Source organism: Streptomyces albofaciens JCM 4342, from assembly GCF_008634025.1.
Lineage (GTDB): Bacteria > Actinomycetota > Actinomycetes > Streptomycetales > Streptomycetaceae > Streptomyces > Streptomyces albofaciens.
Genome location: NZ_PDCM01000002.1, coordinates 4,328,288 through 4,354,019 on the forward strand (window position 1 = coordinate 4,328,288; position 25,732 = coordinate 4,354,019).

Consider the following 25,732-nt stretch of genomic DNA (forward strand, 5'->3'; position numbering starts at 1 on the left):
TCGGGCGGTTAGCGGTCCAATCGGAATGATAAACGACGGCCTATTTGTTGGTCGATGTCGCCCCCGGGCCAGAGCCCTGGTCCACCACCCGCTGCCGCGCTCTACGCATCTCTTCGATCCGGCGCCGGGCCACCTCCGACAAGCCGTCCCCACCCGGCCGGCGCCGAACCTCCGCCAACATGTCCTCGTTCGCCGACCGCTCAGCCTGTTTGACCCGCTCCCTCTCTGCCCGTTTCTCCGCCTCTCGCTGAGCGCGCGGACTCGTCCCGCACCCTCGGCACGAACGCCCCGGAGCATCCGGATGAGCAGCACACGCCTGAACCGGTACCTCCTTCGCCGCAGGCACTGGCTTTTCGTCGCCCGCGGGCAACGACTCCCCTGCGGCGACAGCCGTGGGGGTAGGGGGGATCTCCTTCTGAAGGTATTGGTTGTAGTTACTACCTAGAACCCCTGAACTACCGGCCTCCGGAGAACCGAACGCTGGTGCACCGATCTCTGAAAACCCGTTTTCGGTAACCGAAGGGCCCTCATCAGCCTCGGAACCCAACTTCTTCGACAGCTTCCTCGACACCCGGCGCGCCTCCAGCCGCTCATACTCCTCGGCCACCCACTCCTGCCCCGTGTCGTATACCTCGGTGAACCGCGCGAACCTCCCATCAGCCGCCTGCTCGGTCACCACCCGGTAATAGCCAAACCTCTTCAGCTCCCGCACCGCCTCCGCCACGGCATCGCGGCCCTCTTTGCCCGCAGCCGCGATCGCCGTGATCCGCACCTGCCAGTTGTCCGGCTTCGATACCAGCCACGCCAGGATGCCCCGCGCCCGAAAGCTCAGCCGCTCATCGTTCAAGGTGCTGTTGGGCAACACCGTGAATCCAGAACTCAGGTGGCGGCGCAGAATGGTCACGGAACATGCCTCCAAGGCAGCACAAGGCTCGAAAAGATCAAAGGGGGAGGCGAACCCCGCACCGTGCGTGCGGGGCCGCTCAAGAAGGCGTCAGGGGCGCTTGCGGGAACGCGTGACGTTGATGGTGCGCGGAGTTTTCTGCCCCGCTGCGTTACGCATCGGCACCGCCACGCCGGCACGACGGGCCACGGCCACCATGCCGTCCACGTCCGGAACCATGGGAACCGTCAGCCCGGCGTTCTCGAACGTGTCGACCAACGCCTGAACGTCGGGCTCCTCCTTCGGGTTACCGCCGCCCCAGCTCAGCGCGTTGTCCCCGTAGCAGCCCTCGGGTGAGTCGTCGAGCATCGCCCGCAGCACTTGCTTGCGCTTCCGGGACGCGCTCTCCCGCTCACGGTGGCGCACGTAATCAGCCAGCGCAGCCGCCCGGTCCTCGTCATCGTGCACCAAGACCGTCTGCACCGGGCTGCCCGGCGCCGCCCCTGGCCAGCACGCCGACGCCCATGGGCAGAAATCGCACAGCGTCTTCGTGGGCAAGCCCGGTCCATCGTGATCACGGGACAGTTCCTCGGGAGTGTCCGCTTCCAGCACCCGGTCCACCCACCACCGGGCCTCGTCCGCCAGCCACGGATCGAAGTCGAACTCGTCGATGTGTTCTTCGCCGGTGTCCCGACACACGAAGCGAAAGCGGATCCGCTGCACGTCCACCGGCCCTATCCGGTGCAGGTACCGCTGCCCCGGCACATCAGCGAAACCGACTGTGCGCAGCAGATCGGCGTACAGCAGGACCTGCCGCACCTCGGCAGCCGTCGGCCCGTACCGCACCACTCGGTCCCACACGCGGCTCGACTTCGTCTTCACGTCCTCGACCGTCAGCACCTCGGCCGGCTGGACGGGCCGGTGCCGCTTCGGCAGCCGAGCGGCCGTCGCGGCATCCAACTGTACGACGTCGATGTGCCCGCGGATCCGGTCATCAGCGACCGTGCGTTCCACCAGCCAGCCGTACTCGGTGCGAGCAGACTCCAGCAGCCCAGCGTGGATATAGGTGCCGAGGATCGCGGCCTTCTTGTCCGGCGTGTCCGTGGGCGGTACCTGATGTACGACGTATCCGGCGCGGCGCTGGCACACGGTATCGGACGCGCCGAGCTGTCGTTGCTGTGACCGGGGACGCCGGGCATCGACGGCGGCAGCGGCATCCCAGATCGACACCGGGGCGGGCTGGTTCAGTGTTGCAGTCACGCGGTTCTCCAAGAGGGCACGCCGAGCCCGCCCGCACGAGCGGGCCCAGCGCAAAACGGGACAGGGAAGGTCAGTCGACGGGGGCGTACGGGTCCTCATCGAACGGATCGGGCTCCGGTTCGCCCTGTTCGCCCTGCTCGGCGAGGGCTGCGGCGCGCAGTCTGGCCGCGTCGCTCGTCGGATCCTCGATCTTCGGCGGGTTCTTCAACGCCGCTACCTGCTGAGTGATCGCATGACGGACCACGTTGATCTCGTCCCGGCTGAGGGACTTGTCCGCGCCGACCTTCTTCCACAGCTCTTGGAGTCCCGGGATGCCGTCTTGCTCAGCCGTCTCCTGCACCTTCGCGATCCAGGGCTGAGCCAGGTCTCCCGTCAACTGCGGTGCCTGGCGTGGTGCCGAGTGGGGGCCGCAGCCCATGAGGTCGAAGACCAGCGACTCGACCGAGAAGTTCGACACCGCCTTGGGCTTGCCCTCGCGGGGTACCTGGAACTTCAGGGAGCGGGCGCCCACCACGTAGGCGTGATCATCCCCGCGCAGCAGCCGCACCCACACGGTGGCGTCGAACGCCAGCGACTTCTGGCCCTCGACACGCCACGTCTTCGTGTTCGGGATAGGTTCTCCCGCGCCGTCGATGGCCTGCACTTCCTTGCCGCGCGCCAGCAGGAGCACGATGCCGGGCATGGTGCGCACCAGGTACATCACCCGGTTCCACCGCTCCGTCGCGTCGTTCCACAGGTTCATGCCCGGCTTGATCTCCGCATCCGGGTCGAAGCGCAGCTTCTTCTGCCCGGCCCTGCTGCGCCGGCCGCGGTCCTGCGTCCAGTTCACGAGCATCCGCCACAGCAGGGACACCGAGTCGATCACCAGCACGACGGGCGGCTCGCCTGCGGCGGCGGCACGCTTGGCTTCGGCGTGCACGGCCTCGACCTGGTTGAGAATGTCGCGGTAGGTGCCGTTGTGCTCGATCAGCAGGTAGTCGGCGCCGGGGACGGCGGCGTACTCGTCAGCGGTGTCCTCGCCGAGCTCTAGCCAGTACGCCTGCCCTGTCCGGTCGCAGCCGGTGAAGGAGGCGGCTAGGTAGCTCTTGCCCGCTTTCTCTTCACCTTCGAGCAGGATCTTCGGCCAGGGGATGGCGCCTGTCGGCTTGCGGGTGCGCAGCTTCGGGACGGTAGGGGTGGTCATGCAGTAGCTCCAGTCCAAGAGGAATCAAAAACAGCGGCCTATTTCTAGGCCGAGCGAAGGCCCCTGAGCTCGAACAGGGCTGACCACTCGGGGTGCAGGTCGATGAGCTTGCGCACGTACCTGGAGCGGTAGTCGTTGTTCAGCTTCCATGGCTCGCCGCGAGTCGCCCTGCCGTACTGCCAGCGCAGAACCTCGAACAGCATCCCGATGCCCACGCGCTTGACCCCCTGGTTGACGCAGTCGAGGGTCAGTGTCTCCAGCTGGTCCAAAATCCACGGGTTGAGCTGGTGGAACGACTCGAAGCGGTCCTGGATGCTGGCACTTCCGAGAGTCTTGGGGTGCCGCAAGGGCGCAACGGGCAGTTCCAACTGTTCGGGAACCATGATTCCCCCTCCGTTCAAATGCTGCGGCCTATTTTGCGGCATGGGGCGCACCTGATCAAACGCGCCCCTCCTTCGGTAGTTGAATTCTACTATGTTTGGGGTGGGGGTCAACTACGGAAACTGCGGCGGAGTCCACCCCGACGCCGCCGCATGCTCAGCCCCCTACCGCACCAGCTACGGCTTCTGTGCGGCCACGCCGCGCTTCGCGATGAACGACCCCGGCCCGTCGTACCGGCCCTCCCGCAACGCGTCCGCGACATCCACCCGAAGCTGCCACGTCGACTTCCGGGACTTCTGCATCGTCACCTCGGCGGCACCCAGCACCGTGTCCAGGAGCCACAAGCGCGAGCCCGACAGTACGTAGTCCGCCGGCGGCAGCATCCCCGTGCTCCGAGTCGCCGCCTGGGCGGCGGCCACCTCGCCCACTCCGAACAGCTCCCCGTACTCCTGCGTCCCGACCAAGGGAGGCAGCTCGCCCTTCCTCTTGGGGCGCGAGGTAGCCTGCTGCTCCTCCACCACCTTCTCCAGCAGCCCCTCGTCCAACTGGCGCCCCCGGCCGCCGGGCGGCAGCGCAACGTCTACGACGAGACCGCCCGGCCAAAACGGCTTGCCAGAAACGATCGCCGCATCCTCGTACGACAGAATTCCCGATGGCACCCAGCGGTCACTGACCGCTGTCGGCGCGATGTTGTACACCCGCGCGATCTCTTTACGGCCAAACAGCAGCGGCTTCGCCACAACGGTCTCCTTCCGTCCCGAAACAGGGATAGCAGAATACGCGCAAGCGTCGTGCCGTCGAACGTCGGGCCGGACTGTCGGTGGCCACTGTTAGGGTGAAGGCACCCTTTCCAAGAGGTGAAGCGACGGCCCCGGTCCGATGGACCGGGGCCGTCGCGATTCGCGCCTTACGTCACCCGTCAGAACGTCCGCTGCGCCTCGCGGCCTTCCGGAAGCGGAGGGCGACCGGCGATCCCCACTCGGAAAGGGACACCCGCGGCCCGCATACGCCGAACGGGTTTTTCGAACCGTCCCACGGAAGCCCGGACGTCCCTCACGAGTGGCTTCTCGTGAATCCGCTGGTCGACCAGCACTTGCCACAAAAGGCCGTCACCGTCGCTGATCTCATAGCGACCCGGCTGGCGGGGGGCCAGCTCGGCGACGGCTCTTGCACGTTGCGCCGCGGCCACGTAAGCATCGGCGAGCGGCATGGGGGAAGCCCCGCTGCTCCGGTGCCGGGCGTAGCCCCACACCACGTCTTCGCTCATTCGTACAGGCAGCGATGAACTGAACGACAGCAGGTAGCGCCACGGCACGATGCTGTCGGCAGGCGGTAACTCTCCACGTACCGGCGGGAGCCACAACCGGGCTCCTTCCGGCGGCGGATTCACCGCGAGCCGACAGCGCGCTGCCGCGTGGCTGGTGCGGTACTCGTACGCGTGGAGACCAGTCGACCCCACCACCATCTGGTGGCACAGGCCATGCTTCCTGGCCTGGTCCCGTACGCAGTACAACCCGCGCTCAGCCGAATGCCTCCACGCGCCGGACAAGATCAGGTGCATGGTGAGCGCCCGCAGGAGGCGGGCGCCGAACCAGGTGTCGATGCGGTGGATGGCGGCGAAGGCGCCCTTGATCGCAGGGGAGACGTACATGGTCTGCGGTGCCCGCAGGGCTGTGACGGGAGCCTCGCACGGTTCCCAGGCTGTTCCCTTCAGCAGCCGTGATTGGGGTTTGATGCGGTAGGCCACGTCACACTGCCTGCCGATCGCGACGGGCGGACCGGTACGGGCGGATGACCTGGCCGTCGGGCAGCAGGTCACCGGTGTCCTCGAAGTGCACGACGCCGTTGCACAACAGGCTCCAGCCCTGTTCCGGGTGGTGGGCCACCAGGTGGGCGGCGTCCCGGTCGGCTGCGTCGGCCGGCGGGCAGGGCGGCTGGTGCTGGCACATTAGCAGTCCTTTCACCGCGTTGACGGCCGTTACATCAGGCCGTGCCGGTTGGGGTCCATGCAGCGGCCCTCGGTGGTGCCGCAGCCGATGCAGCCCATCCCCTTCGACGGGAGGTCCTGGTCCTGGTTCTGGTCGTCCTGGTCGCTGGTGTTCTGCTCGCTCATCGTGTTCCTCGGTGTGGTGGTGTACGGGAAGTGGGGGCCGCTCGGTGGGCCAGGGAGGATCGCTCCGGTGCACCGAGCGGCTGTCTCAGGCGGCCTGGTCGGGCCGGGTGGTGCGGGGTGGACCGCAGCCGTCGGCGTCCTCGTTGAGGAGGCCGTGCTGCTCGCAGATGCGCATCGCGTCTATGCGGTCGTCGGCCCCCAGCTTGCTGAGCAACCGGGCTACGCCGACCTTGATCTGGTCGTAGGTCTCGCCGTTCTTGGCAGCGATCTCGTTCAACGTCAGGCCGTCCGCCATGTCCCGCAATAGACCCTGTTCGTCGTGGGCCAGCGCGGGGGCCTCGCCTTCAGCCGCGCCGGGAGGCACGTACCGGAGTCGGAAGGCGACGCGGGCCAGCGTCGCCCGGTGGCCCCGGACGCCGAGCTTGTGGCGCAGCATGACCAGGTAGGTGCGTACGCTCGTCGGGGCCACACAGAGCACGTCGGCGATTTGCTTGTTGGTCTTGCCCTGCGCAACCAGGGTGAGCATCTGCTTCTCCCGGGCAGTGACGTGCGCGGGATCGACTGGGGGCGGAGTCATCGGCTCTTTCTCCTTCGAGCGGGTCCGGCACCGGTGCGTGACGGGGCGGGCCCGGGGCGCGTGCCGGTGGTGGGGGTGGGCCGCGGGGCCCAGGCGGACTCGATGGTGCAGCCGGTCAGGGTGGCCACGAGTTGGGAGGCCAGCACCCAGTGCACGTCCGGGGCGTCGTAGAGCCGGGTCACCTTCGCGGCCGGGACGGGCAGCGGCCTTCCGGGGAGGTAGAGCCGTCCGAAGACGCCGTCGAGGACCGGTTCGTGCACGCGCACGGTGACCCAGTTGTTGCGCAGGTGCGGGCACTGCTCGATGGCCTTGTCCACACAGCCGCCGCGGCAGACGGGCGGGTGGACGGTCATCTGTCCTTCCGGCCAGTCCGGATGGTCGGCGCGGCCGTCTTCCAGCAGCCACAACAGGCCCTGGGCGTTGCGGTCGGCCGGCTGGCGGCACGCCTGGCAGCGCAGGCGCCGCATCGCATACCGCTGGCGCACCGAGTGCACCTTGGAGAACAGCGGGCTCCCGGCGCCCTGGTGCACTTGGCGTCGGACCCACAGCACACCGTGCCGGTCCCGGTCGTGCAGTTGCTCGTCGGCGAAGGCGATCCCGTCCCCGCCGCGGGCGGGGACGACGGCGGAGGGCAGTTCGTGCTCGGCGCTCCAGCGGGTGACGTACGGGACGAGGCCCGGGGGCCAGGGAACGCCAGGGGCTGCTGTGGGCGGGGGTACCGAGGTGATCATGGGCGGACTCGTTCTCTGTCCTTGAAGGGATACGGGGCTCGGGGTGCGCGGGTTCACAGGCCGACGCGCCGCAGCCACGCCTCGGGCTGGTGGATCTCGTCGTCGGTCGGCACCAGGCTCCGGTCGTGCCAGACCTTGTTGAACCGCGCGAGGTCGCCGATGCCGGCCACGGCTGCGGCGACGAACCGCGCCCCGTCAGCACGGGGGTCCAGGACGGGTCCAGGCGGCTCCGCCGAGGTGGGCGGCTGGGCGCGGCGGGTGTGCTCGTGAAGGTGGCGCTGGTGCAGCCGGTAGCGCCAGGAGCGACGTAAGACATCCGTGGCCGTCGGGCCGCCGAACGTCTCGCTGGTGTAGCGGCGTTCGGCCCATTCGGCGTGCCCCTCGAACAAGACGGGCACCGCCCGGTCGTCGAAGGCGTAGCGGCGCACCGACAGGCGGGGCGGTACGACCGCGCCCTGGCTGGCGAGGATCTGCCCGTGGTGGACGCACTCGTGCACCAGAAACCGGTGCAGCGCCGGGCGGTCGCGCCGTAGCCCGGTGTGGTGCAAGGCCCTTGGCGCGATAAGGGTTTGCGGCTGCCCGCCGGGATCGGTCAGCGTCATGCCTTCCTGCATCGGCCAGGTCCACGCCACCGTCTTGCGCCAGGACTCCACCTTCTGCGCGGCTTCCGCCCGCTCCCGCTCGGAGACCTCGGAGCCGGCGAACGCCTGCTGCACGCCGCGCTCGACATAGGCCACCACCTCCGCCCGCCAGGCGCGGGGCGTCACCAGCCGGAAGGTGACCGTGGGCGTGGCCAGGCCGGTGATCTCCTCCAGCCGCGGCGCTGCCTCGGCCAGCACCTGCCGCACCAGCCGGGCCAGCCTGCCGGCCCGGCCGGTTTCATCGCGAACGCTCACTTCGATGCCGCTCACAACGCGCCCCTCGGAGTGCGGAGGGAACTGGGTGCGGCGGACGACAGGGGGGTGCTGGCGTAGAGCGGCACGGTTATCGACCCGGCGGGGGTGCGCTCTATGCGCACCCGCCCGAGGTACTGGGGCGCCGGGGCCGGGCGGCGCGCCGACCACGGCGGGAGGGGGGAGTGGGAGGTCATGGCGTCTTTCGAGGTGAGGAAGCGGACGGGGTGGGCCCCTTCGCCGGGGCAGGCATGGTCCACGGGGCCCGGCGAAGGGGCGGTACGGGAGGCCGGAGTACCGGCCGGGCATCAGGCGCGCAGGACGGTGACCAGCTCGCCGAGGCCGTAGAGGGAGGGCAGGCACACCACGGCCGTCAGCACGGCCGCGCCGGGGTGGCGCCGAAGCAGCCCGGCGGCGCGGCGTGCACCGCCCGCGTGTCGGCGGTGGGTTCGGGAGGGTGCCGGGGGCCGGGGGGTGCCCGGTCCGGTGTGGTGCCGGGGCAGGCGCGCGGTGACGGCGGCGGTCGGCGGGGCCGGGCAGCGGTTCAAGGCGTCGGGGCCCGCCCGCAGGTAGCGCACCTGCTGCTGGAGCACTTCCGCCAGGTGCAGCATGTGCAGTGTCGACCCCATCGGGCCGGGCGGCGTCTCCTGCTGCACCTGCCGGGCACGGGCGAGCAGCAGCCGCTGCACATGCGGCGCCTCGTCAGCGGCCTGGTCCCTCAGAAGGGCCGTCACTTCCCGGAGGTGCTTCTTCAGCCCGGCGATGCGCCGGCGCACCTCGGCGTCCGCCAGCAGCGGCGCGTCTTTCATCAACACCGCGTCGGCCGCCAGGGAAGCCGCGCGGACGATGTCGCTGTCACGCCCAGCCTTCAGGCAGACCAACGCCCGCTGTAACTCCTCGACCCCCCAGGGACATTGAGGCGCCCGCACGCTGTGCACGGTTTTCTTCAGCAAAGGCGGGTGCGTGTCTTCGAAGGCGTGGGCCGTGGTTCTCGCGGGGGACATCATGTGCGCTCCAATGCGTGGCGCAGGCGGGCCCCGGGGAAGCATCACCCCGGGCTCTTCGGTGTGCTTGCTCAGGTGCCTCGCCAACCAACCGAGGCCGGCAGCCGCGGTACGGAACACACCGGTGCACGACCCGGGCACAGCTTCCGCAGATTCCGGGGGCCGCGATCGTCTGGGCGAGACGATATGAGCCTGTTCGCTGGCAAACCCCAGATCCATCCGCAGGCCCACCTCACATCTCCCTCACTTCGGTGGGTGGACGGTGTGCGGCCTCCTCATATGCGCCTCATAGTTCGCAAACGGGCCACTTTTTGCCGGGAGTTGGGAACAGATAGCCCTACCGTCGAAAGGGAAGTGCTGAGCCGAGGGGATGAGGCACAGGATGCACACGCTGTTCCGGGCGCTGATCGACCAACGCGAGTGGAAGGCGTTTCCGGCATTCCGATCGCGGTACCAGCAGGCAGCCAAGGAAGTCGCCGCCGCCGAGGACAACAACCCGGCGCTCAAAGCTCTGACGCTGTCCGACGCCACCTTCGAACGCTGGTACTACGGCACGCATGCCCCTCGCGGGGACGCCCGGCGGGTCCTGGTCCACATGTTCGGCTACTCGATCGATGAACTGTGGGCCAAGGCTCCCGCCCAGTTACCCCCGGTCCACCCGCACGGCGCCGCAGCAACAGACACCAGCGCCGACGACGGCGCACACCTACAACAGATGGGACGGCAAGCAGCCATGGCCGCACGGCGCGCAATGCAATTCGCGATAGGAGCCGAACACGGGCAGATCGGAGAGGAGACCATGGGCTATGTCCAAGACCGCGTACGCGACCTCGCCGCCCGGTACACCCGCGTTCCGCTCGCGGACATCCTCGACGATCTCACCGAAACCCAAGAGCAAACGTTCACCCTGCTGGAAGGCGACCGCGCCACTCCGGACCAGTCCCGGGACCTGTATCTGCTGTCGGCCCTGACCAGCGGGATGTACGCCAAGGCATGCCACGACCTGGCCGACCCCGCCTCGGCGATGATGCACGCCCGCGCTGCCAGTGTCTGCGCCACCAAGGCCGGTCACACCCCGATGCAAGCCTGGGTCAGTGGCCTGAAATCCCTGATCACCTACTGGGCGGGCGAGCCCGGGCGGGCCCTGCACTTCGCGCGTTCCGCCGCAAAGACTGCTGAGGGCCAGCGCGGCAGCGTCACCGTCTGGGCGGCCAGCCTGGAAGCCCGCGCAGCCGCCCTGCTCCGCGACGAGGAGATCGTCCGCCAGGCCAACCGGCGCGCCACCGAACTGCGTGACCGCTGCGAGCCGGACGAGCTCGACGCTCTCGGCGGCCTGCTCGTCTTCCCCAAGGTCCGGCAGGACTACTACGAAGTCGAAGCCAAGGTCCTCCTGGGCCACGGGGATGCCCGGCTGGTAGCGCAGGCCGAGGAGACGGTCCGCGGATACAGCGACCCCACCGACCCGCACTGGGCCTTCGGTGACGCCGCCGGAGCCCAGACCGATCTGGCGCTGGCCCGGCTGTACACCGCCGAGCTGGACGGCGCCATGGAAGCTGTCCGGCCCGTCCTCGACCTGCCGCTGCGGCAACGCAACGCTGGCATCGTGTACTCCGTCAACCGTGTCGCTGGCCAGCTGAACACCGGATGTGGCCGCGACTCCGTGGCGGCGCGCGACCTGCGGGAGGAGATCGAAGCGTTCGGCCGCCTGCGTCCCCTCGCGCTGCCCCGGTGATCGGCGAGTAGCATCCGCGGTCATGTACCCGGTCATCCGCCACAGCTCCCGGCTCGCACTGCGCGAGCTGACGATTGACGACGTGGACGCCGTGCACGCCATCTACGGCGACCCGGCGGCCACTGAACACCTCAGCTTCACCCCGCGCACGCGCGAGGAGGTCGGCGGCATCGTCGCCCGGGGCATCGCCGCGGCCACCGCCAGCCCGCGCCAGGAGTACGTACTCGCCGTCGTCACGCAGGGGGACGACGGCGACCTCATCGGCGTTACCCGCCTGGCCATCGACCCCCACCAGCAAAAGGCCGCCACCATGGGCTTCGCCCTGCGGCCCGACGCCTGGGGGGTCGGCTACGGCCGGGAGACCGTACGGCTGACCCTCGACCTCGCCTTCACCGAACTCGGCCTGCACCGCGTGTGGGCAGCACGGGCCCCGCGAAACGAGGCATCCGCCAAGACCCTCCTCGCCGTCGGCATGGTCGAAGAAGGGCGCATCCGCGGGCACGTCTACGTCCGGGAAGCGTGGCGTGACTCCATCACGTACGCGATCCTCCAGGACGAATGGCAGGCCCGCACCGACACCCAGTAGACGGGCACCAACCCCACCACCTTGGGCTTACCGGCGCCGCTCGGCGAGCGGCAGCCGCCGCACACCACCAGTACAACAGCATCACGCGCGATTCGAGCAAAGCCGGCCGACCATGCGTTTCGCCCGGCCCCGCCCCGTTCGTGTTCGACGCTGCCGGAACAGTCGAAGCACCGGATGCGAGTTCAGGAGGTGATGGTGCGCTCGGGCTGTGCGCGTTGGCCCCTTGAGGGCCCGGCGGCGCCGACGGCTTCGGGGACGGGAAGGGTGTTGTCCTCGGTCATGGCGTGCTGCCCTTGCGCCGCGGGTCGCCTGGTTCGGTCGTGGTCCGCTCGGGCTGTGCGGCACGGTGAGCGGAACCGGCGCGGCCCGTTCTCGCGGGCCTCAGGGACGTCCCCAAAGCTCCGATGAGCGCGCCGACGGTGCGCCTGCGCGGGCCGGTGGGCAAGCGTGTCGTGGCGGGCGGTCCGATGGCGGTGCGGGTCTTGGCCAGTGCTTCGATCGCGTCGCACCACAGGTCGACGTCGGGGGCCGCGCTCAGCTCACGGGAGCGGGCCTTGGCGCGCTGGGAGAGGCGGGACCAGATGGCGGGATCCCGCAGGGAGGTCAGCGCATGGATCCAGGCGTTGAGGTCGTCGCGGTAGGCGAAGGTGCCGGCCTCGCCGAGGGATTCTACGAGTCCGGGGGTGGGGTGGGCGATCACCGGGATGCCGGAGGCGAACGCCTCCACGGCCACCCGCCCCCAGGATTCGTACAGGCTCGGCATGAGCACGACGCGGGAGCGGCTGTAGACGTGCTCGCGCATCTGCTGCCCGGGTACCCCGTCGAGGACCTCGCAGTTGGGCAGCCGTGGTGGCGGCATGATCTGCTGCCCGTAGGCACCGCGGACGCCGAGGAAGTGCCACTCGGGGGTCCAGGCGGCGATCTGCCAGAAGAGTTCGCCGCCCTTGTCGGGATTGAGGTTGACGAGGGTCACGCAGTCACCGGGTTCCGTACGGTATTCCTCCGCGAGTACAGGGGGGCGCACGACGATGCTGCGCTTGGGCAGGAATTCCGGCGGATAACCGGCGTAGAAGATTTCGCCGTCCCGCCGGATCCACTCGCTGTTGTAGACGACCAGATCGGCGCCCGCCGCGTTGTGGAAGCTGTTGTGGAAGTTGTCGTGGCAGATCACGGCCAGGGGTTTGCTGTTGGCCCTGGCGAGGCCCGCCACGAGCGGGACGTTCTCGAAATGGGACAGCAGCACGTCCGCCTTCTGGGCGTGGGCGGCGAAGTCCATGCCTTCCTGGAAGGGGACGACCCGTACCCCGTCGATCTCATAGCTCTTCTCGATCGTCCCAGGGTGCGACAGCCAGACCGTCACTCGGTGGCCGCGCGCGGCCAGGGGGCGGAGCATCGAGTGGAGCATCCACTCCGAGCCGGCGTTGTGGGCCGGCGGATATCCGTATACCCGGGCCTCGATGGACATGCTCCGCGTCGTGGGGGCCGCGATCAGCAGGTGCGGGTGGGGTGCCGCCGACTCCACGTAGGGCTGCTCCCTTCGGATGGTGGTGGTGCGTGAACGAGGCGGGTCCGGGCGAGGGGACCGTGACGGTGCCCTCGCCCGGTGTGCCGGGCGGATACGTCTCACCCGGCGGGTGCAACGATGTCGATGGGAGTGGAGGACGAGGTACTGCTGTTGACCGTGAAGGTCAGTTCCGCGGGGCCGGCAGGAGAGCTTTGAGCGGCCCTGACCGCGACCCACAGCTCGACGGTCTCTCCCGCAGTGACGTCCAGGCGGACTTTGTCGAAGGTGAGCGACTGCTGGTCATCGGAGAGGTTTCCGGTGTACTGGACTTCTCCGGACACCGGAGAATTGACCGTCAGCTGGTAGTCGGCGCCCGCCTCGGCGACGAAGGACAGTCCGCTCCCAGCCGGGAGGGCGACGGTGACCGCCATGTCGGCGTGGAGCGTCGAACTGCTGGTGTTGCGCACCCTGACGCCCGGGTATCCGGGAGCCGGTTCGCCCTGTACGAGGGTGACGTCGGGCGGCCCGCCCGGCTCCACCACGAACACCGGCGCGGGTTCGACCTTCACGGGCGTGGAGGCGCACTCCTGGTCATCGAGGGAGAAGACCAGCGAGGTATACGCCGGGGCGGCGTCCGCCGCCGCGCTGACGCCCACCCACATGAGCGACTCCGCCCCGGGAGCGGGAAGGCGGGGATCGACGTTGGTGAAGGTGAGGCTCTGCCCATCGTCCGAAAGGGTTCCGGTGTAGACCGTGTTGGTGCCGGTTTGGAGGTCGTGAACGGTCAGCTGGTGGTCCGGGGCGCCGGGCTTGCCCCACAGCAGTTGAGTGTCCTGGGGCAACCGAACAGTGACGGTCAGCGGGGACACCGGTCCGTCATCGACCTTGGTCAGCTTCACCCCGGGATAACGGACGGCTCCCGCCGGCTCCAGGAGATCCTCCGGCGGCCCACCGGGGCTGGCTGAGAACGGCGGGCCGACCACAGGCGTGCCGATGAGTACCGGCGTGGAATCCGATGCCTTGCCGCCGACAGTGAAGGTCAGGGCGGTATAGCCGGCGGCGGCCTCAGGGGCGGCGCTCACGCAGACGTACAGCACCTTCATCAGGCCCTCGGGGACGTCCAGGTTGACGCCCTTGAAGGTCAGGGTCAGCCCGTCCGGCGAGAGGGTTCCCGGATACACTCCGCCGTCCAGCACCGAGAGCTGGTAGTCCGGCTGGCCGGCGCTTCCCCATTGCAGCCCCTTGCCCGCAGGCAGTTCGACGGTCACCTCCTGTTCGCCGAGCGGCGCCGCGCCGGTCTTCTCGACGACCACGCCGGGGTAGCCGACGGCCGCTCCGCCGGGTACCAGGCCCACATCTGGCGGCCCGCCCGGCTCCACCTCGTACTGGGTCGCACTGGCGATGGTGAGGAGGAACTCGGTTTGGGCGTTGCCCGATGCGGCGACCACTCGCACGGGGCCTGCTGCCTGTCCAGCCGTGAGCACCGGCGCGGTGGCATACCCGTTCACGTCAGCGACCACCTTCGCCTGGGTGGCGCCATTGAACGATGCTCCGCCGGACACCACAGTGAACGTCACCGCAGCCCGGGGCATCGGCTGCTCCTCCACGAAGGCCCGCGCCCTCAGGAGATTGGGGAAGTCCTGATCGGGGTCGGTCTGCTGCTGGTCACCTTCCGCCTTCTCCAACCGGTTCACCGGTGTGACCGTCCATTGCAGCACTACCTGCCCGGGCCTGCCGCTGTCTCCGACGCCCGCCTGGTAAAGGGGATCGTTCTTTCCCGCCGCTCGGCTGCCCGAACCTGCAACCGTCTGCCCGTCCACACCGGGGCCGCCGACGAAACCAGAACCTCCCCCGCCGCCGCTGCAATTGCTCCAGCTGGCCCAGTGCCCCGAACCCCCACCGGCATAGCCGCCACCGCCGCCAGCCGAATTCGTGCCGCCCCCGCCGCCGCCCATCCCCGCGATGGGCAGCCTGCCACCAGCCCACCCGCCACCCGCGTAGCCGGTACGCCCTCCCGCAGCTCTAGTGGCGCCTCCGCCCGCGCCGCCTGACGAGCCGGACGCCCCTTGGCCGGGGCGATGGCCCTGTCCCTGCGTCCCGCTCAGCCCTCCACCCGGCCCGCCCCTGTTCTGACCCTGCCCGCCACCTCCCCCGCCACCGGCAATCAGCAACGTCTGACTCTGTCGCATGCTGTAGAGGCCGCTCATGCCCCCGCCCCGGGGGCTATGAATGGTGGTGCCTCCTCCTCCGCCACCGAAGCCGAAGGTGTTCCCCACCACCACGGCCAGCTTCTCGCCGGGCTGCACGTTCACGGTCGCCGTGGTGTACCCACCGCCACCAGCTGATGCGGCCCCGCGAGCAGTACTGGCCCCTCCAGAACCCCAGCAGCTCACCTTGATCTGAATCACACCATCGGGCACCACCCAATGCTGCACGCTCCCCGTAGCGGTAAAACGCGCGGTGTTGGCGGTGGGTGTGACGGGGCTGGTATTGGTCATGTCTTAACCTCGGGTAGGCCGTTCGGACAAGACGACATGGAATATCCCTCCTGTATAGGAACTGGAATAGGGACAGGTACGGTCATTGGAGAGCTCCGGACGCTGCGGAACTCTGATCAGTCGCCGTCCGCTTCACTGATTCGGTGGCCACTGCGAACAGAGCGCCAGAGCTCTGCTGAGCCGGTTGCTCCTCTGCTCGGGCCATGGCCGTACAGCCCGCCCTCATCGACGTGAATGCGTCGTTGTAGCTCCACGTCGGCTCCCACCGCGTAGGTGCGGGCGTACCGGTGTAGTTGAATTCGGTATAGAACGTGACCTGATTGCCGTACACCTTGTCGCCCTTCTAAGCCACCTTGGTAATCACTTCGGTCAATAGGTGTACCTACTATTCGGACGTCAGTACACGGAGGGGGGTGAAAATCAGCCCGTTCGGAGGTGTCGTCGCAGACTGCTATCGGGCGGCGCGCGGCACGCCGTGGCGTTCAAGCCCGGCATCGGTGCGGGCGACGGTTTCGGAGGGCTGGCATGAAACGCCCTCGATCGGGCGATGCGCGACGTTTGTCTGCATACGAGCACTATTTATTAGCGCATGCTCTCTACGCGTAGGTGGCTTCGCGCGGCCACTGCCCTGCTCGGCCTTGGGGCAGTCCTGGGGCCTGCCGCGGCTCCGGCCGGCGCCGCCATCGTTCCGGTCGACCGCCACCGTGGAATCCCTGAGCCTCCACCGGTCGAAGAGGTCCTCGCCCAGCTGGGCAAGCTGGCCGTCGAGGCGCCGCACTCGATGAGCGGCTACAGCCGGGCGAAATTCCCACACTGGATCAAGCAGTACGGCCAGTGCGACACCCGCGAAGTCGTGCTGTCGCGCGACGGGCAGTCCGTCTCCCAGGACTCGCTGTGCCGGGCCGTCGCCGGAACCTGGCACAGCCCCTACGACGGCAAGATCCTCGGTTCCGCCTCGAAGGTGGACATTGATCACATGGTCCCGCTCGCCAATGCCTGGAGATCAGGTGCCGACACGTGGACCACGGACAAGCGCAAACGCTTCGCCAACGACCTGAACAACCCACAGCTGATCGCGGTATCCGCTTCGTCGAACCGTTCCAAAGGCGACCAGAGCCCTGACCAGTGGTCCCCACCGAACACCGACTTCTGGTGCACGTACTCGCGGGCCTGGACGAACGTCAAATACGTGTACGGCGCGAGCGTCACCCAACCGGAGAAAGACAAGCTCACCACGATGCTGAACACGTGCGACTGATGGACAAGACGCCCCACCCCGCCCCGCTCCGCGACACCGTGATCGCAGGATCGGGCGGCGCTATGACGGTCGAAGTGGGCGTTATCACCGGCGAATTGACCATTGCCACCACGGACCTACGCGATGGCACCGCCCGCGTCACCGTCCAGTACTCCGGCGCCAACGAGTGGTACGAACTTGAAGGAAGCCCCGCCCGCATCCCCACCACCGGGATCCACAACCTCCATGACGCCGTGCTGGCAGCAATCCGCGCCGGCGGCGCGGCACAGACTCCCTGACTAACTGATCGTTTCAGAATGTCTTTCCTAGTCGTCGGAGGCAGACGATGCCGCAGGCGAGTCCCAAGGGGTCCAGGTGGAGGTCGGCGTGTCGCTCGTAGCGGGTGCGGAGTCGTGGAACTGGTGGAGCCAGGCGAAGGCGCGCTCGACACCCCAGCGCACTTTGCCTAGTCCGGACCCGTGTGCGGTGCCGCAGCGGGCGATCAGCGGCCTGATGCCTCGCTTCCACAGCAGGCGGCGGTACTTGTCGAAGCCGTAGCCCCGGTCGGCGTACAGGCGTCGGGGCCTGTGACGGGGCCGTCCTGGCAGGCCCGGGATCGGTGGGACCGCGTCCAGCAGCGGCAGGAACTGGGTGACGTCGTGGCGGTTCCCGCCGGTGAGGGGCACGGCGAGTGGGGTTCCAAAGCGGTCGACGATCAGATGATGCTTGGAGCCGGGGCGGGCGCGGTCGACGAGTGAGGGGCCGACGTGATCCCCCCTTTGAGGGCTCGGACATGGCAGCCGTCTATGGCGCAGTCGTCCAGGTCCAGAAGGTCAGAACGACGCAGTTCGGCGGCGTGCAGACGGGACCAGACACCGGCCGCGGTCCAGTCCCGCAGTCGGCGCCAGGCTGTGACACCAGAGCAGCCCACGGCTGCCGCGGCGACGTCGCGCCAGGCGACGCCGGTTCGCAGTACGTACATGATCCCAGCGAGAGCCGTCCGGCCTGGAACAGGCAGTCACCCGGGGTAGGGGCGGTGCCGTTCGGAAGCGGGCGGCAGCAATGTGGCCACCCGGTCCCACAGGTCGTCAGGAACAAGATCAGCATGCACCCGGACACACTGCCGACCGAGATCAGCGAGGGCAAGACCTGTGGTCGTCTCACCGACCGCAGCCGGAAAATCCCAGCCGTCCGAGTGGCAGCCGAACCTGGCCTCAGGTGTTGCGGAGCCGTGGGTTCAGTCGCCGATGGCGGCCTTGTAGCCTGCGGCGTCGAGAAGCTGGTCGAGTTCGGCCTTGTCCGACGGCTTGAGCTTGAAAATCCAGGACTCATAAGGCTCCCCATTGAGGAGCTCCGGGCTGTTGGACAGTTCGTCGTTCACGGCGACTACCTCGCCGCCGATCGGTGCATAGAAGTCCGACGCCGCCTTCACCGACTCGACAACACCAGCAGCATCGCCGGCCGCGAAGACCTTGCCAACCTCCGCCAGCTCGACGAACACCACATCGCCGAGCGCCTGCTGGGCGTGGTCACTGATCCCGACCGTCACCGTGCCGTCTGCTTCCAGGCGCGCCCACTCGTGTGACTCGGCAAAGCGCAGATCAGAAGGGACGTTCGACATGCTCGCTCCACTGAAGTCGGCGTTGGTCAGAGGGGACCAGCATGCCGGAGATCGCGGAGAAACGGCCGGACTTCCGCAATTCAGCCCACAAGCGGTCGACAACACTTAACACGCCGTTGGCCACCACGCAGCGGTACCAGCAGCAAAGTCATCAGCCTCCTCAGACGACTCCGAACGACATTCTGAAACGATCAGTAAGGAGCCATTTCATCGGGTGATGCGCCGGTAGCAGCTGATGGCGGTGGAGGCGAGGAAGTGCTCGGGGTTTCGTTCGTAGTGGCAGTGCAGCCGTCGGGTTCCGGACAGCCAGCCGATGGTGCGCTCGACCACCTACCGGTGCCTGCCCAGCCGTTGAAAGGGGGCGTTGCTTGCGTGCCAGGCGGTGCCGGATGCCGCGTGAGGCCAGCCAGACGTCGATGCCCGAAAGCCGTGAGGGCTTCCCCTGCGTTCGAGCGAGGGAAGCCCTCCGGTTCCGGTTACACGTTGCCTACAGGTGAGCCCGTTGTTCCGGCGCGCAGCGCCTTGGTGGTCTTGGCGTCCTCAATCCGCTGGACCGCCTCGCCCGTACCGAGGATGGCGGCGGATAGGGCGAGGATCAGTTCGGTCGGCAGGTCGGGCACGTAGTAGGCGACCAGGGCGAGGGCGGCTGTGGCGATGGCGTACAGCCGGGTGCTGTGGGTGTGGATGAAGGTGAGCAAAGGGTTCAGTTTCCGTAGGCGAGTCGGTGGAGCAGGTCCCAGCCGCGGCGGCCGATGGCCGGGTCGTCGGGGTGGCCGGTGGTGGACAGGTTGTGCTTGCGGTTGAAGCCGGCGACGGCTTTCTGGGTCTGCGGCCCGTAGTTGTCCGAGATCGGCACCGAGGGGTCGAGCCAGCCGGTGTCCTTCAGTGCCTGCTGCAGGCCGCGTGCGGACGGCGAGCTGTGGTTCGGCGCCAGGCCGGCCGGGAACGGCGGCGGGCTGTACGAGCCACCGCCGCCGGAGGGCGCGCCGGTGCCGGGGAGCTTCAGCTGTTGGCCGGGCCTGATCACGTACGGGGCCGAGATACCGTTCGCCTGCGCGATGGCCTTCCAGTTGATCTTCAGCTTGGCGCCGATGCCCGACAGGGTCTCGCCCGGCTGCACCGTGTACGTCGAAGCCGTCGCCCCGCCGGTACTGGAGCCGCCACCGGTCGGCCGCCCCTTGAGACGCGCCGCGATCCGCGAGCGCAGGTCGCCCATGCCGAAGCCCTTCGGGTCGACCTTGCCGGGCTGCCACTCCCGGTGGCCGATCACCGACCCGGCACCCCAGCCGTGCACCCGGCACACCGCGGTCGCCGCCCGCTCGATCGCCTCCAACTGCACGTCCGGCCACGGATCCGAGCCGTCACCCAAGTTTTCGCACTCGAAGCCGTAAAAATGCGTGTTGCCGTCGGTATCGGCCTGGTCGGCCGCGGGCAGCGTCCGTTCAGCGATCACGGCACGCAGCACGTCACCGTCCCCGCGGCCCGCATGGTTCGCGCGGCCGTTACCGATCAGGTAGACCGTGCCGTCCTTCGCGATCACCCCGTGACACAGCGGCCCCGGAAGTCCCGCGTAACCGTTCTCGCAAATGCTGACCGTGTTGCTGGTACCGGACGTAACGGTGTGGTGGATCACCACCCCGTTCACCGGACCCCACGGCCCCTTCCCGTTGCGGTTGTGCGTCCGCCAACCCGGACGCTCCACCACCTTCACACCCTCTGCCCGCAGGGCAGTCACCAAACGGTCAGGGCTCATCGGTGTCGCCAACTCGGCGCTCACTATCTCCCCGCGCCCGAAAACTCACCCCTCGACCGGCTACGACGCCGACCCGTGCGACGCCAGCCAGAGCTGCAACGTCATCACCAAAAGCGGAGAGACAAACGAACTGATCACCAGGCGACGGGTCGCAGCCGCCTGCGCCTGATCTTCGCGACGCTGCTGCGCACCGCGCTCGACCACCTGCTCGTGTTCGCTCCGCAGGGCTGTCAGGCCGGCTTCGACCTGGCCGATGCGCTGCTCGACCACCCGCTGATCCGCCCGGTACACGTCCTCGGTGACCACGTGATCGAGGCGGGCGGCGAGCTGGGCGAGGTCACCGCGCAGGTCCTCACGCAACTGCGAGACGGCACGGTGCAGCTCCCACAGCGTGGGCTCGGCACCCGGCGGCACAGACACCGCAATCACTCCCGGCAACCCCACGCCTGATCACGATCGTACGGTGCCCAACGCGGGTACGGGCGCGACGAGAACCATCCCGAAGTGACGCTACTGAGGTTGTCCGGGTGTTGTCGTAAGGGCTGACTTCTGGTGATCGTCGCAGTAGGCCGAAGTCATGAGGTATCCGCAAGGCGGTGGCCTGACGGCTGAGCGGCGGGCGTTTCGCGAGCGCATCCGGATGGATGCGGCCGCGATGTTCGCCGCCGGGCAGGCCAGTGATGTGATCGCGAAGCGGCTGCGGGTCAGCGTCCGCTCGGTACAGCGGTGGCGCCGGATCTGGCAGGACACGGGGCGGCAGGGCTTGCGCTCGCAAGGGCCGGCAGCCCGGCCAGCACTGAGCGAAGCCTTGTTCTCGGTGCTGGAGCAGGAACTGGCCAAGGGGCCGGTGGCGCATGGCTGGCCGGACCAGACCTGGACCCTGGCACGGATCCGCACGCTCATCGGACGCCGGTTCCACAAGAGCTTCACCCTCTCGGGTATCGCGAAGATGCTGCGGCGGCACGGCTGGTCCCATCAGGTGCCGGCCCGGCGGGCGCTGGAGCGCGATGAGGAGGCGGTGGCCGGCTGGGTGAAGGACACGTGGCCCACGGTGGAAGCGGTGCGGCGGCGCTCGGGGCCTGGCTGTGCTTCGAGGATGAGGCCGGCTTCTCGGTGACGCCGCCCATCCGCCGCACCTGGGCCCAGCGCGGCCACACGCCGCTCATCCGGGTCCGGGGACGTTCCCAGCGCCGCTTTTCGATCGCCGCTTTGGCCTGCTACCGCCCCGGCCGACGCTCCCGCCTGATCTATAGGCCCAAGCGGCACGGCAACGTCAAGGAGGCCAGGCGCCGCAGCTTCACCTGGAGCGATTACCGTGACCTGCTCATCGCAGCCCACCAGCAGCTGGGCGGCCCGATCGCCGTCGTCTGGGACAACCTGAACGTGCACAAGGACGCCCGACTGCGGGCTTTCATCGACAGCCGAGACTGGATCACCGTTCACTACCTGCCGCCCTACGCTCCCGACCTCAACCCCGTCGAAGGCATCTGGTCCCTTCTGCGTCGCAGATGCCAGGCCAATGCCGCCTTCACCGATCCCGACGACCTCATGCAGGCCCTCCGCCGCGGCCTGCGCCAGCTCCAGCACCGCAGCGACGTCATCGACAGCTGCCTCGCCGCAACAGGACTGCCTTTAACGACAACACCCGGACAACCTCAGTAACAAATTGCTTAAGGCCCTCGCCCGCGGTACATGTGTGGCATCCTCAGATGGCCCAGGCCACCCACGAAATTTCGGGGGTGCCTGGCGCGGAGCAGTAACAGGAATGGCCCATTAGCCGAGCCAGCGTCCGTGGCACGACCCACGGTTCGCGCCAGTTGATGAGGCTCGGGAGGGCGCCGGAGCACCCTCCCGAGGCGGAACGCTGACCGGCTCGCTGAGCTGCTGGCGCCCCCGATGGCCTATACATCGGGGACGCCAGCTACAGCACGGCGTCGACGAGCTTGGCCGTCATGGCGGAGATGATTGCCCCGATGACGAGTAGTGCCAGTTCACGTCGGCCCAGCCTGTTGACCAGGGCTAGTGCACGTCGGCCCAGCCGGCTGGCCAGGGCCAGTGCACGTCGCACCAGCCGGTTGATCAGGTTCCCTAAGCGGTGACGCATGCCCACCTCCGATATTCGTCCCGGACCCGGTGTCCGGGTACGCGAGTGAACGGAGGCAGCGCGTGCTGTCACACGGTGGCGAGCCTACGGCGAACAACCCCTAGCCGAGCAGGGAATCAGGAAATCACTCCTCAGTTGGCGCGGCAGGTCACGCTGTCGAAGCCGATCCAGGTGGCCCGGTTGCCGATGACCGGGTAGAGCCTCATGGCGCCGTCCGGATTGACGTCCATGCGGATGATGGTGCCGTTGGCAGTGGAGGCGACGATGAGGCGCTTGGTCGTCTTAGGCCGGTAGCCGTCTGGGAGCGTGCCGATCTGCTGCCCGCTGCGCACGGTGGAGTCGGCCAGGTTGACGTAGCCGGTCATCTCGATGGTCCCGGTGGCCGTCACCCGCACCTCGGGCGCTTCGGAACCCGGCGTGATGCCGGGTGCGAGGTCGATGAGGCGCCAGTCGGTGGCCGGCCGGGTGACCCAGCCCTCCACGGCTATCCCGTTCGGATCCATCGTGACGGTAGTGTCTCCGCTGGTTGACGCCGTGCGGACGGTGAGCTGGGCGCCGCTGGACTCGATGAAGGTGCGCGCAGGCAGGCCGTTGTCGTTGCCGGGGGCCTCTGGGCCATCTTGGACTTCAATTCGGAGTAGCGCCCTATCGGTAGGGCCGATGCTACCCGCGCCATAGACGGTGGCCTTGCCCTGTTTACGGTCCAGGCTCGTCGAGGTGGTCAGCGTGAAAGCACCGTCGCGCTCGTTGAGTTGCGGGGAGCGCAACTGCAAGGCGGAGGTGTCGGGGAGGTTCCACCAGTCGGTTTGCACTGCCGGGGCAGTGAGTTCCACGGTCGGGAAGGCCGTGCCGTCCGCTTTGGTGCTGGCCCGCAGAGTGCCGGGGGCCTTTTCGAGGTCGGAAGCGGAGTGCAGCAGCACGGAGGGGATCTGTTCCAGCGGTGCGGGCGGGGTGGGGGTGACGACGATGCGGTTGCCGCTGGCGCCGGTACGGACGGTGCTGCCGGTGACCAGGGCTCCGTCGATCTTTCCGCCGACGATGTGCTTGCTGGTGATGGCGTCGGCCGCGAGGGTTTCCGCAGTGACCGCGCCCGCCTGGATGTCGGCAGCCGCGGCCTTCCGCGGCGTGCCCTCGATAGCCACCGAGGCGGGACCGGCGACCCCTGCCAAGGTGCGTGCCCGCAGCTTGACCCACCAGGCGGTGTAGGGCAGGGGCACGGTGACGCTGCCACCCTGGGCGGTTTCGATGGTGTCGCGCAGCGTGCCCTGTGACGGCTCGAACCCGGCGTCCGGACCGACGTGCACTTCGACGCGGGCGAAGTCCAGGGGCGCAGCCGCCCCGTCGGCGAAGGCGCCGTCCCAGGTGACGCTCAGTGCGGCCAGCGCCGGGGCAACGGTCGGCGGCGCCGGGACCGGAGGCGGGGGGCCGTTGACGACGGTGACGCCGCTGGTGCCGTCGGGCTGCTGGCCGACCAGCGCACGCAACGAGCCGTGCTCGTCATAAACCTGGACGGCGCCGCCTTCGATCGAGGCGTTGGTCAGGCGCGGGGAGCGGATGACGGCGCGCAGCATCCGTTCTATCTGGGTGATGCGGGTGCCGAGATCGGCAGGCACAGCAAGTTCTCCTTGTACCGGGGTTCAGGCGGCGGTGGCGTAGTGGAAGGTGTCGGCGCGGCGCAGGTCGAGGGTCGCGGTCTCGCCGTCGCTGGTGTCGGGGTGCAGGGTCCAGCCGGTGATGCGGCACCAGCCCGACCAGTTGCCCCACTGGTCTCGGATGGTGACCTGCACGTCGTCCCCGACCTGCCAGGCCCCGAACGGTGCGGCGGGGTGGTTGCGGACGGTGATCTGTTCGACCTCGCCCATCTGCTGGCGCCAGGCGCGCTCGGTCTTCGCGCGCTGAGCAAGGACGTCGCTGCCGCGTACGTCGGGCAGTTCCAGGACGTGTTCGAGGCGCAGGCGGCCGTTGCGGACGGCGTCGATGGCGCGCTGCTGGGCGCGGCCTTCGCCGCTGCCGGTGGCGATGACGACCTGGGCGTACTCGTCGGCGCTGTAGGTGACGGGCGTGCGGTCGATGATGTTCAGGCCGCTGGCGAACATCAGGTCGCGTCGGCGGGCGCCGAGGCGGGGGTAGCCGAGCCGGATCCGGCGCACCGGCCGGCCATCGGTGCCCCACCACGTGGTGCACGCGTAGTCAGGGGAGTCCGGTGCTTTCACCAGGTCATCGATCTGGTCGCCGAGTACTGGGGTCTCCCACCAGCGCGAATGCCACGGCTCGGCGGGTGTGCCCACAGTTCCCTTCGACTCGGTCGGATCAACGGTGATGCCGAGGTCCCCGTCGGGAACGGACTGGGCGTAGGTGACGATGTCGCGGATGATGCGGCACGGGTCACCGTGTACGTAGGGGCCTCGGCCGCCGAGCTCCCCGTCGAGGTCGAGGCGGCGCTGGAGGTACGAGGTCCATCCGGCGGCTTCGATCTTCAGCTCGTTGCCCTCGGGAACGGCTTGCCACACGAGCCCGCCCCAGCGCAAAAACCCGTCGCTCTCGGCGTAGATCACGACGGTGCCCGGGTCGGCGAGCTCGGGAACCAGCGTGGCCAGGTGCGGTTTCAGGGCGCCCCGCAGGTGACCGGGCCCGTTGAGTTCTTCACCGAACTCGACGTCGGTCAACGGGAGGTGCTGAGTGAGCCACTGGCCGGTCAGGGCGTGCTGGGTCAGGTAGCGGTAACTCACACCGGACCCTCGGTGAACTCCACGTCACAGACGATGGACGTGCCCTCGTCGACCGAGAGGTCACCCTTCACACTCTTGGCCATCCGTGCTTCGAGATAGAGCTGTTGGGTGGTGCCGCGGTATTCGGCCGGAACGGTCAGGGTGTCGGCAATGACAGCGGTCGTGCGGCGCACGCCCGTGCCCTGGTCGTCGTCGACAACGGTGCCCTCACCGGGCTGATCACCGAGGACCAGGCGTACGACGCCGTAGACGTTGTCGAAGTCCAGGCGCAGCCCGGCGAGCGTCAGCACGATGATTGCCTTGGTCGCCCACAGCGGGATGTCGATCTTCCACTGGGCTTCGGGCGGCCAGGTGTGCCACTCGTCGTCGTCCTGCCACGCCTTGGTCATGGTGTGCGGGTAGGCGGTGCGCAGCGACCGTTCGCGCCGAGGGTTGGCGACGTTGCGCAGGTCCCGGATCATGCCAGCGGTGATGGTGCCGGTGGAGGCGGGTATGTCGAGGCGGGCGAGCGCGATGCCGGTCACCCCGGGCGGCGGGGCCGTGGCGGTGGGGGAGACGTTGGGGATCACGTCGAAGGTGTTGATGGCGTCCTTCGCCGGGTCGAGTCCGCCCTCGTACTCGGGGTCGGTGATGCGCAGCACGATCAGGTCCGAGCGCGGCGTGGCACCAGTCGGCGCGACGGGAAGCGTGGCGGTGCCGATGTTGTAGGCGGTGTAGGAGCCCTGCCAGGCGTTGGCCTGCCCGCGGATGACAGCCGATCCGTCGGCGATCTGCACGCCGGCGCCGGGCACCGGCAGCGGGGTGACCTTCAGATCGGCGGCTTCGGTGATGCCTTCCCCGCCCCGGGACAGGTCGCGGATCATCATGCGGAAGGTCTGGGCGGAGTGCGTGGCGCCGTCGACGAGCAGCGGGGCCTGGGCGAGCGTCATCGGTCGTACGTGTC

The 25,732-nt window shown here is 68.5% G+C and carries 27 protein-coding genes and 3 pseudogenes; 5 read left to right on the forward strand and 25 right to left on the reverse strand.

The window, feature by feature from the left end:
• Positions 1-40 precede the first annotated feature (40 nt).
• From CP973_RS38885 to CP973_RS38935, 12 genes are all read right to left on the reverse strand, one after another.
• A complete protein-coding gene (locus CP973_RS38885; RefSeq protein ID WP_150249613.1) occupies positions 41-904 on the reverse strand; it encodes a hypothetical protein in 864 nt (287 codons plus the stop codon).
• A 90-nt stretch (positions 905-994) separates the two neighbouring features.
• Positions 995-2,143 (reverse strand): PD-(D/E)XK nuclease family protein, encoded by a 1,149-nt coding sequence (locus tag CP973_RS38890; RefSeq protein WP_244410235.1) that lies wholly within the window; start codon positions 2,141-2,143, stop codon positions 995-997.
• Between the two features lie 70 nt (positions 2,144-2,213).
• Positions 2,214-3,326 (reverse strand): AAA family ATPase, encoded by a 1,113-nt coding sequence (locus CP973_RS38895; RefSeq protein ID WP_150249618.1) that lies wholly within the window; start codon positions 3,324-3,326, stop codon positions 2,214-2,216.
• Positions 3,327-3,370: 44 nt separating this feature from the next.
• The gene (locus tag CP973_RS38900; RefSeq protein WP_150249621.1) at positions 3,371-3,709 is read right to left on the reverse strand and encodes a hypothetical protein; all 339 of its coding nucleotides are present in this window, start codon (positions 3,707-3,709) and stop codon (positions 3,371-3,373) included.
• 174 nt (positions 3,710-3,883) lie between these two features.
• Positions 3,884-4,447, reverse strand: coding sequence for a hypothetical protein (locus CP973_RS38905; RefSeq protein ID WP_150249624.1), 564 nt, complete (start codon positions 4,445-4,447; stop codon positions 3,884-3,886).
• 179 nt (positions 4,448-4,626) lie between these two features.
• Positions 4,627-5,454 carry a hypothetical protein gene (locus tag CP973_RS38910; protein WP_150249627.1) on the reverse strand — a complete coding sequence of 276 codons (828 nt, stop codon included), beginning with the start codon at positions 5,452-5,454 and terminating at the stop codon, positions 4,627-4,629.
• 1 nt (position 5,455) lies between these two features.
• On the reverse strand, positions 5,456-5,656 hold the full coding sequence (locus tag CP973_RS38915) for a DUF5999 family protein (RefSeq protein ID WP_150249630.1): 201 nt from the start codon (positions 5,654-5,656) through the stop codon (positions 5,456-5,458).
• Between the two features lie 29 nt (positions 5,657-5,685).
• On the reverse strand, positions 5,686-5,820 hold the full coding sequence (locus CP973_RS41555; RefSeq protein ID WP_280119055.1) for a hypothetical protein: 135 nt from the start codon (positions 5,818-5,820) through the stop codon (positions 5,686-5,688).
• An 85-nt stretch (positions 5,821-5,905) separates the two neighbouring features.
• Entirely contained in the window at positions 5,906-6,397 is a 492-nt protein-coding gene (locus CP973_RS38920) for a LuxR C-terminal-related transcriptional regulator (protein WP_150249632.1), read from the reverse strand.
• Positions 6,394-7,128: a hypothetical protein gene (locus CP973_RS38925; RefSeq protein ID WP_150249635.1), complete on the reverse strand. Its 735-nt coding sequence runs from the start codon at positions 7,126-7,128 to the stop codon at positions 6,394-6,396. Before CP973_RS38925 ends, CP973_RS38920 begins: the two co-directional genes overlap by 4 nt.
• Positions 7,129-7,181: 53 nt before the next feature.
• A complete protein-coding gene (locus CP973_RS38930; protein WP_150249638.1) occupies positions 7,182-8,039 on the reverse strand; it encodes a hypothetical protein in 858 nt (285 codons plus the stop codon).
• Positions 8,040-8,329: 290 nt separating this feature from the next.
• The gene (locus CP973_RS38935; RefSeq protein ID WP_150249641.1) at positions 8,330-8,902 is read right to left on the reverse strand and encodes a hypothetical protein; all 573 of its coding nucleotides are present in this window, start codon (positions 8,900-8,902) and stop codon (positions 8,330-8,332) included.
• Between the two features lie 505 nt (positions 8,903-9,407).
• On the opposite strand from CP973_RS38935, the gene CP973_RS38940 reads away from it, so the two are divergent.
• Both CP973_RS38940 and CP973_RS38945 read left to right on the forward strand, forming a co-directional pair.
• A complete protein-coding gene (locus CP973_RS38940; protein ID WP_150249644.1) occupies positions 9,408-10,757 on the forward strand; it encodes a hypothetical protein in 1,350 nt (449 codons plus the stop codon).
• Between the two features lie 22 nt (positions 10,758-10,779).
• Positions 10,780-11,343 (forward strand): GNAT family N-acetyltransferase, encoded by a 564-nt coding sequence (locus CP973_RS38945; protein ID WP_150249646.1) that lies wholly within the window; start codon positions 10,780-10,782, stop codon positions 11,341-11,343.
• 277 nt (positions 11,344-11,620) lie between these two features.
• Here CP973_RS38945 and CP973_RS38950 read toward each other — a convergent pair whose 3' ends face one another.
• Positions 11,621-12,865, reverse strand: coding sequence for a glycosyltransferase family 4 protein (locus CP973_RS38950; protein WP_244410236.1), 1,245 nt, complete (start codon positions 12,863-12,865; stop codon positions 11,621-11,623).
• Between the two features lie 101 nt (positions 12,866-12,966).
• Complete coding sequence (locus tag CP973_RS38955; RefSeq protein WP_150249649.1) at positions 12,967-14,667, reverse strand: hypothetical protein; 1,701 nt, start codon at positions 14,665-14,667, stop codon at positions 12,967-12,969.
• A gap of 1,267 nt (positions 14,668-15,934) precedes the next feature.
• On the opposite strand from CP973_RS38955, the gene CP973_RS38960 reads away from it, so the two are divergent.
• Complete coding sequence (locus CP973_RS38960; RefSeq protein WP_150249653.1) at positions 15,935-16,603, forward strand: HNH endonuclease family protein; 669 nt, start codon at positions 15,935-15,937, stop codon at positions 16,601-16,603.
• Positions 16,603-16,881, forward strand: coding sequence for a hypothetical protein (locus CP973_RS38965; protein ID WP_150250871.1), 279 nt, complete (start codon positions 16,603-16,605; stop codon positions 16,879-16,881). Before CP973_RS38960 ends, CP973_RS38965 begins: the two co-directional genes overlap by 1 nt.
• 13 nt (positions 16,882-16,894) lie before the next feature.
• Here CP973_RS38965 and CP973_RS38970 read toward each other — a convergent pair.
• From CP973_RS38970 to CP973_RS38995, 7 genes and pseudogenes are all read right to left on the reverse strand, one after another.
• Positions 16,895-17,693, reverse strand: a pseudogene (locus CP973_RS38970) (IS5 family transposase).
• Between the two features lie 126 nt (positions 17,694-17,819).
• Positions 17,820-18,203 (reverse strand): glycine cleavage system protein GcvH, encoded by a 384-nt coding sequence (gene gcvH, locus CP973_RS38975; protein WP_150249656.1) that lies wholly within the window; start codon positions 18,201-18,203, stop codon positions 17,820-17,822.
• 207 nt (positions 18,204-18,410) lie between these two features.
• Positions 18,411-18,678: pseudogene (locus CP973_RS38980) on the reverse strand (IS5/IS1182 family transposase); the annotation flags it as partial.
• A 1-nt stretch (position 18,679) separates the two neighbouring features.
• Positions 18,680-18,901: a hypothetical protein gene (locus tag CP973_RS38985; RefSeq protein WP_150249659.1), complete on the reverse strand. Its 222-nt coding sequence runs from the start codon at positions 18,899-18,901 to the stop codon at positions 18,680-18,682.
• A 5-nt stretch (positions 18,902-18,906) separates the two neighbouring features.
• On the reverse strand, positions 18,907-19,230 hold the full coding sequence (locus tag CP973_RS41900) for a peptidoglycan-binding domain-containing protein (RefSeq protein WP_425282085.1): 324 nt from the start codon (positions 19,228-19,230) through the stop codon (positions 18,907-18,909).
• A 60-nt stretch (positions 19,231-19,290) separates the two neighbouring features.
• A pseudogene (locus tag CP973_RS41905) lies at positions 19,291-19,968 on the reverse strand (N-acetylmuramoyl-L-alanine amidase); the annotation flags it as partial.
• Between the two features lie 48 nt (positions 19,969-20,016).
• Positions 20,017-20,376, reverse strand: a complete 360-nt coding sequence (locus tag CP973_RS38995) for a hypothetical protein (protein ID WP_150249664.1) — start codon at positions 20,374-20,376, stop codon at positions 20,017-20,019.
• A gap of 157 nt (positions 20,377-20,533) precedes the next feature.
• On the opposite strand from CP973_RS38995, the gene CP973_RS41910 reads away from it, so the two are divergent.
• Positions 20,534-21,618, forward strand: a protein-coding gene (locus tag CP973_RS41910; protein ID WP_483025201.1) for an IS630 family transposase whose coding sequence is annotated in 2 segments (ribosomal slippage) — positions 20,534-20,981 and positions 20,981-21,618 — 1,086 coding nt in all. Because the reading frame shifts where the segments join, the coding sequence is not laid out codon by codon here.
• A gap of 259 nt (positions 21,619-21,877) precedes the next feature.
• Here CP973_RS41910 and CP973_RS39010 read toward each other — a convergent pair.
• The 4 genes from CP973_RS39010 to CP973_RS39025 form a co-directional block, all read right to left on the reverse strand.
• Positions 21,878-22,060 (reverse strand): hypothetical protein, encoded by a 183-nt coding sequence (locus CP973_RS39010; RefSeq protein WP_150249669.1) that lies wholly within the window; start codon positions 22,058-22,060, stop codon positions 21,878-21,880.
• A gap of 131 nt (positions 22,061-22,191) precedes the next feature.
• On the reverse strand, positions 22,192-23,673 hold the full coding sequence (locus tag CP973_RS39015; RefSeq protein WP_150249672.1) for a hypothetical protein: 1,482 nt from the start codon (positions 23,671-23,673) through the stop codon (positions 22,192-22,194).
• A gap of 24 nt (positions 23,674-23,697) precedes the next feature.
• Positions 23,698-24,789, reverse strand: a complete 1,092-nt coding sequence (locus CP973_RS39020; protein WP_150249675.1) for a hypothetical protein — start codon at positions 24,787-24,789, stop codon at positions 23,698-23,700.
• The gene (locus tag CP973_RS39025) at positions 24,786-25,718 is read right to left on the reverse strand and encodes a hypothetical protein (RefSeq protein ID WP_150249678.1); all 933 of its coding nucleotides are present in this window, start codon (positions 25,716-25,718) and stop codon (positions 24,786-24,788) included. The genes CP973_RS39020 and CP973_RS39025 overlap by 4 nt, the downstream gene beginning before the upstream one ends.
• Positions 25,719-25,732: the final 14 nt, after the last annotated feature.

What these genes read in the sequence shown, in the direction of transcription:
- CP973_RS38895 (WP_150249618.1), bottom strand. Translation starts at nt 3,326, where the DNA reads ATGACCACCCCTACCGTCCCGAAGCTGCGCACCCGCAAGCCGACAGGC.
- CP973_RS38900 (WP_150249621.1), bottom strand. Translation starts at nt 3,709, where the DNA reads ATGGTTCCCGAACAGTTGGAACTGCCCGTTGCGCCCTTGCGGCACCCC.
- CP973_RS38915 (WP_150249630.1), bottom strand. Translation starts at nt 5,656, where the DNA reads ATGTGCCAGCACCAGCCGCCCTGCCCGCCGGCCGACGCAGCCGACCGG.
- CP973_RS41555 (WP_280119055.1), bottom strand. Translation starts at nt 5,820, where the DNA reads ATGAGCGAGCAGAACACCAGCGACCAGGACGACCAGAACCAGGACCAG.
- CP973_RS38920 (WP_150249632.1), bottom strand. Translation starts at nt 6,397, where the DNA reads ATGACTCCGCCCCCAGTCGATCCCGCGCACGTCACTGCCCGGGAGAAG.
- CP973_RS38925 (WP_150249635.1), bottom strand. Translation starts at nt 7,128, where the DNA reads ATGATCACCTCGGTACCCCCGCCCACAGCAGCCCCTGGCGTTCCCTGG.
- CP973_RS38940 (WP_150249644.1), top strand. Translation starts at nt 9,408, where the DNA reads ATGCACACGCTGTTCCGGGCGCTGATCGACCAACGCGAGTGGAAGGCG.
- CP973_RS38945 (WP_150249646.1), top strand. Translation starts at nt 10,780, where the DNA reads ATGTACCCGGTCATCCGCCACAGCTCCCGGCTCGCACTGCGCGAGCTG.
- CP973_RS38960 (WP_150249653.1), top strand. Translation starts at nt 15,935, where the DNA reads ATGCTCTCTACGCGTAGGTGGCTTCGCGCGGCCACTGCCCTGCTCGGC.
- CP973_RS38965 (WP_150250871.1), top strand. Translation starts at nt 16,603, where the DNA reads ATGGACAAGACGCCCCACCCCGCCCCGCTCCGCGACACCGTGATCGCA.
- gcvH (WP_150249656.1), bottom strand. Translation starts at nt 18,203, where the DNA reads ATGTCGAACGTCCCTTCTGATCTGCGCTTTGCCGAGTCACACGAGTGG.
- CP973_RS39010 (WP_150249669.1), bottom strand. Translation starts at nt 22,060, where the DNA reads ATGCGTCACCGCTTAGGGAACCTGATCAACCGGCTGGTGCGACGTGCA.
- CP973_RS39025 (WP_150249678.1), bottom strand. Translation starts at nt 25,718, where the DNA reads ATGACGCTCGCCCAGGCCCCGCTGCTCGTCGACGGCGCCACGCACTCC.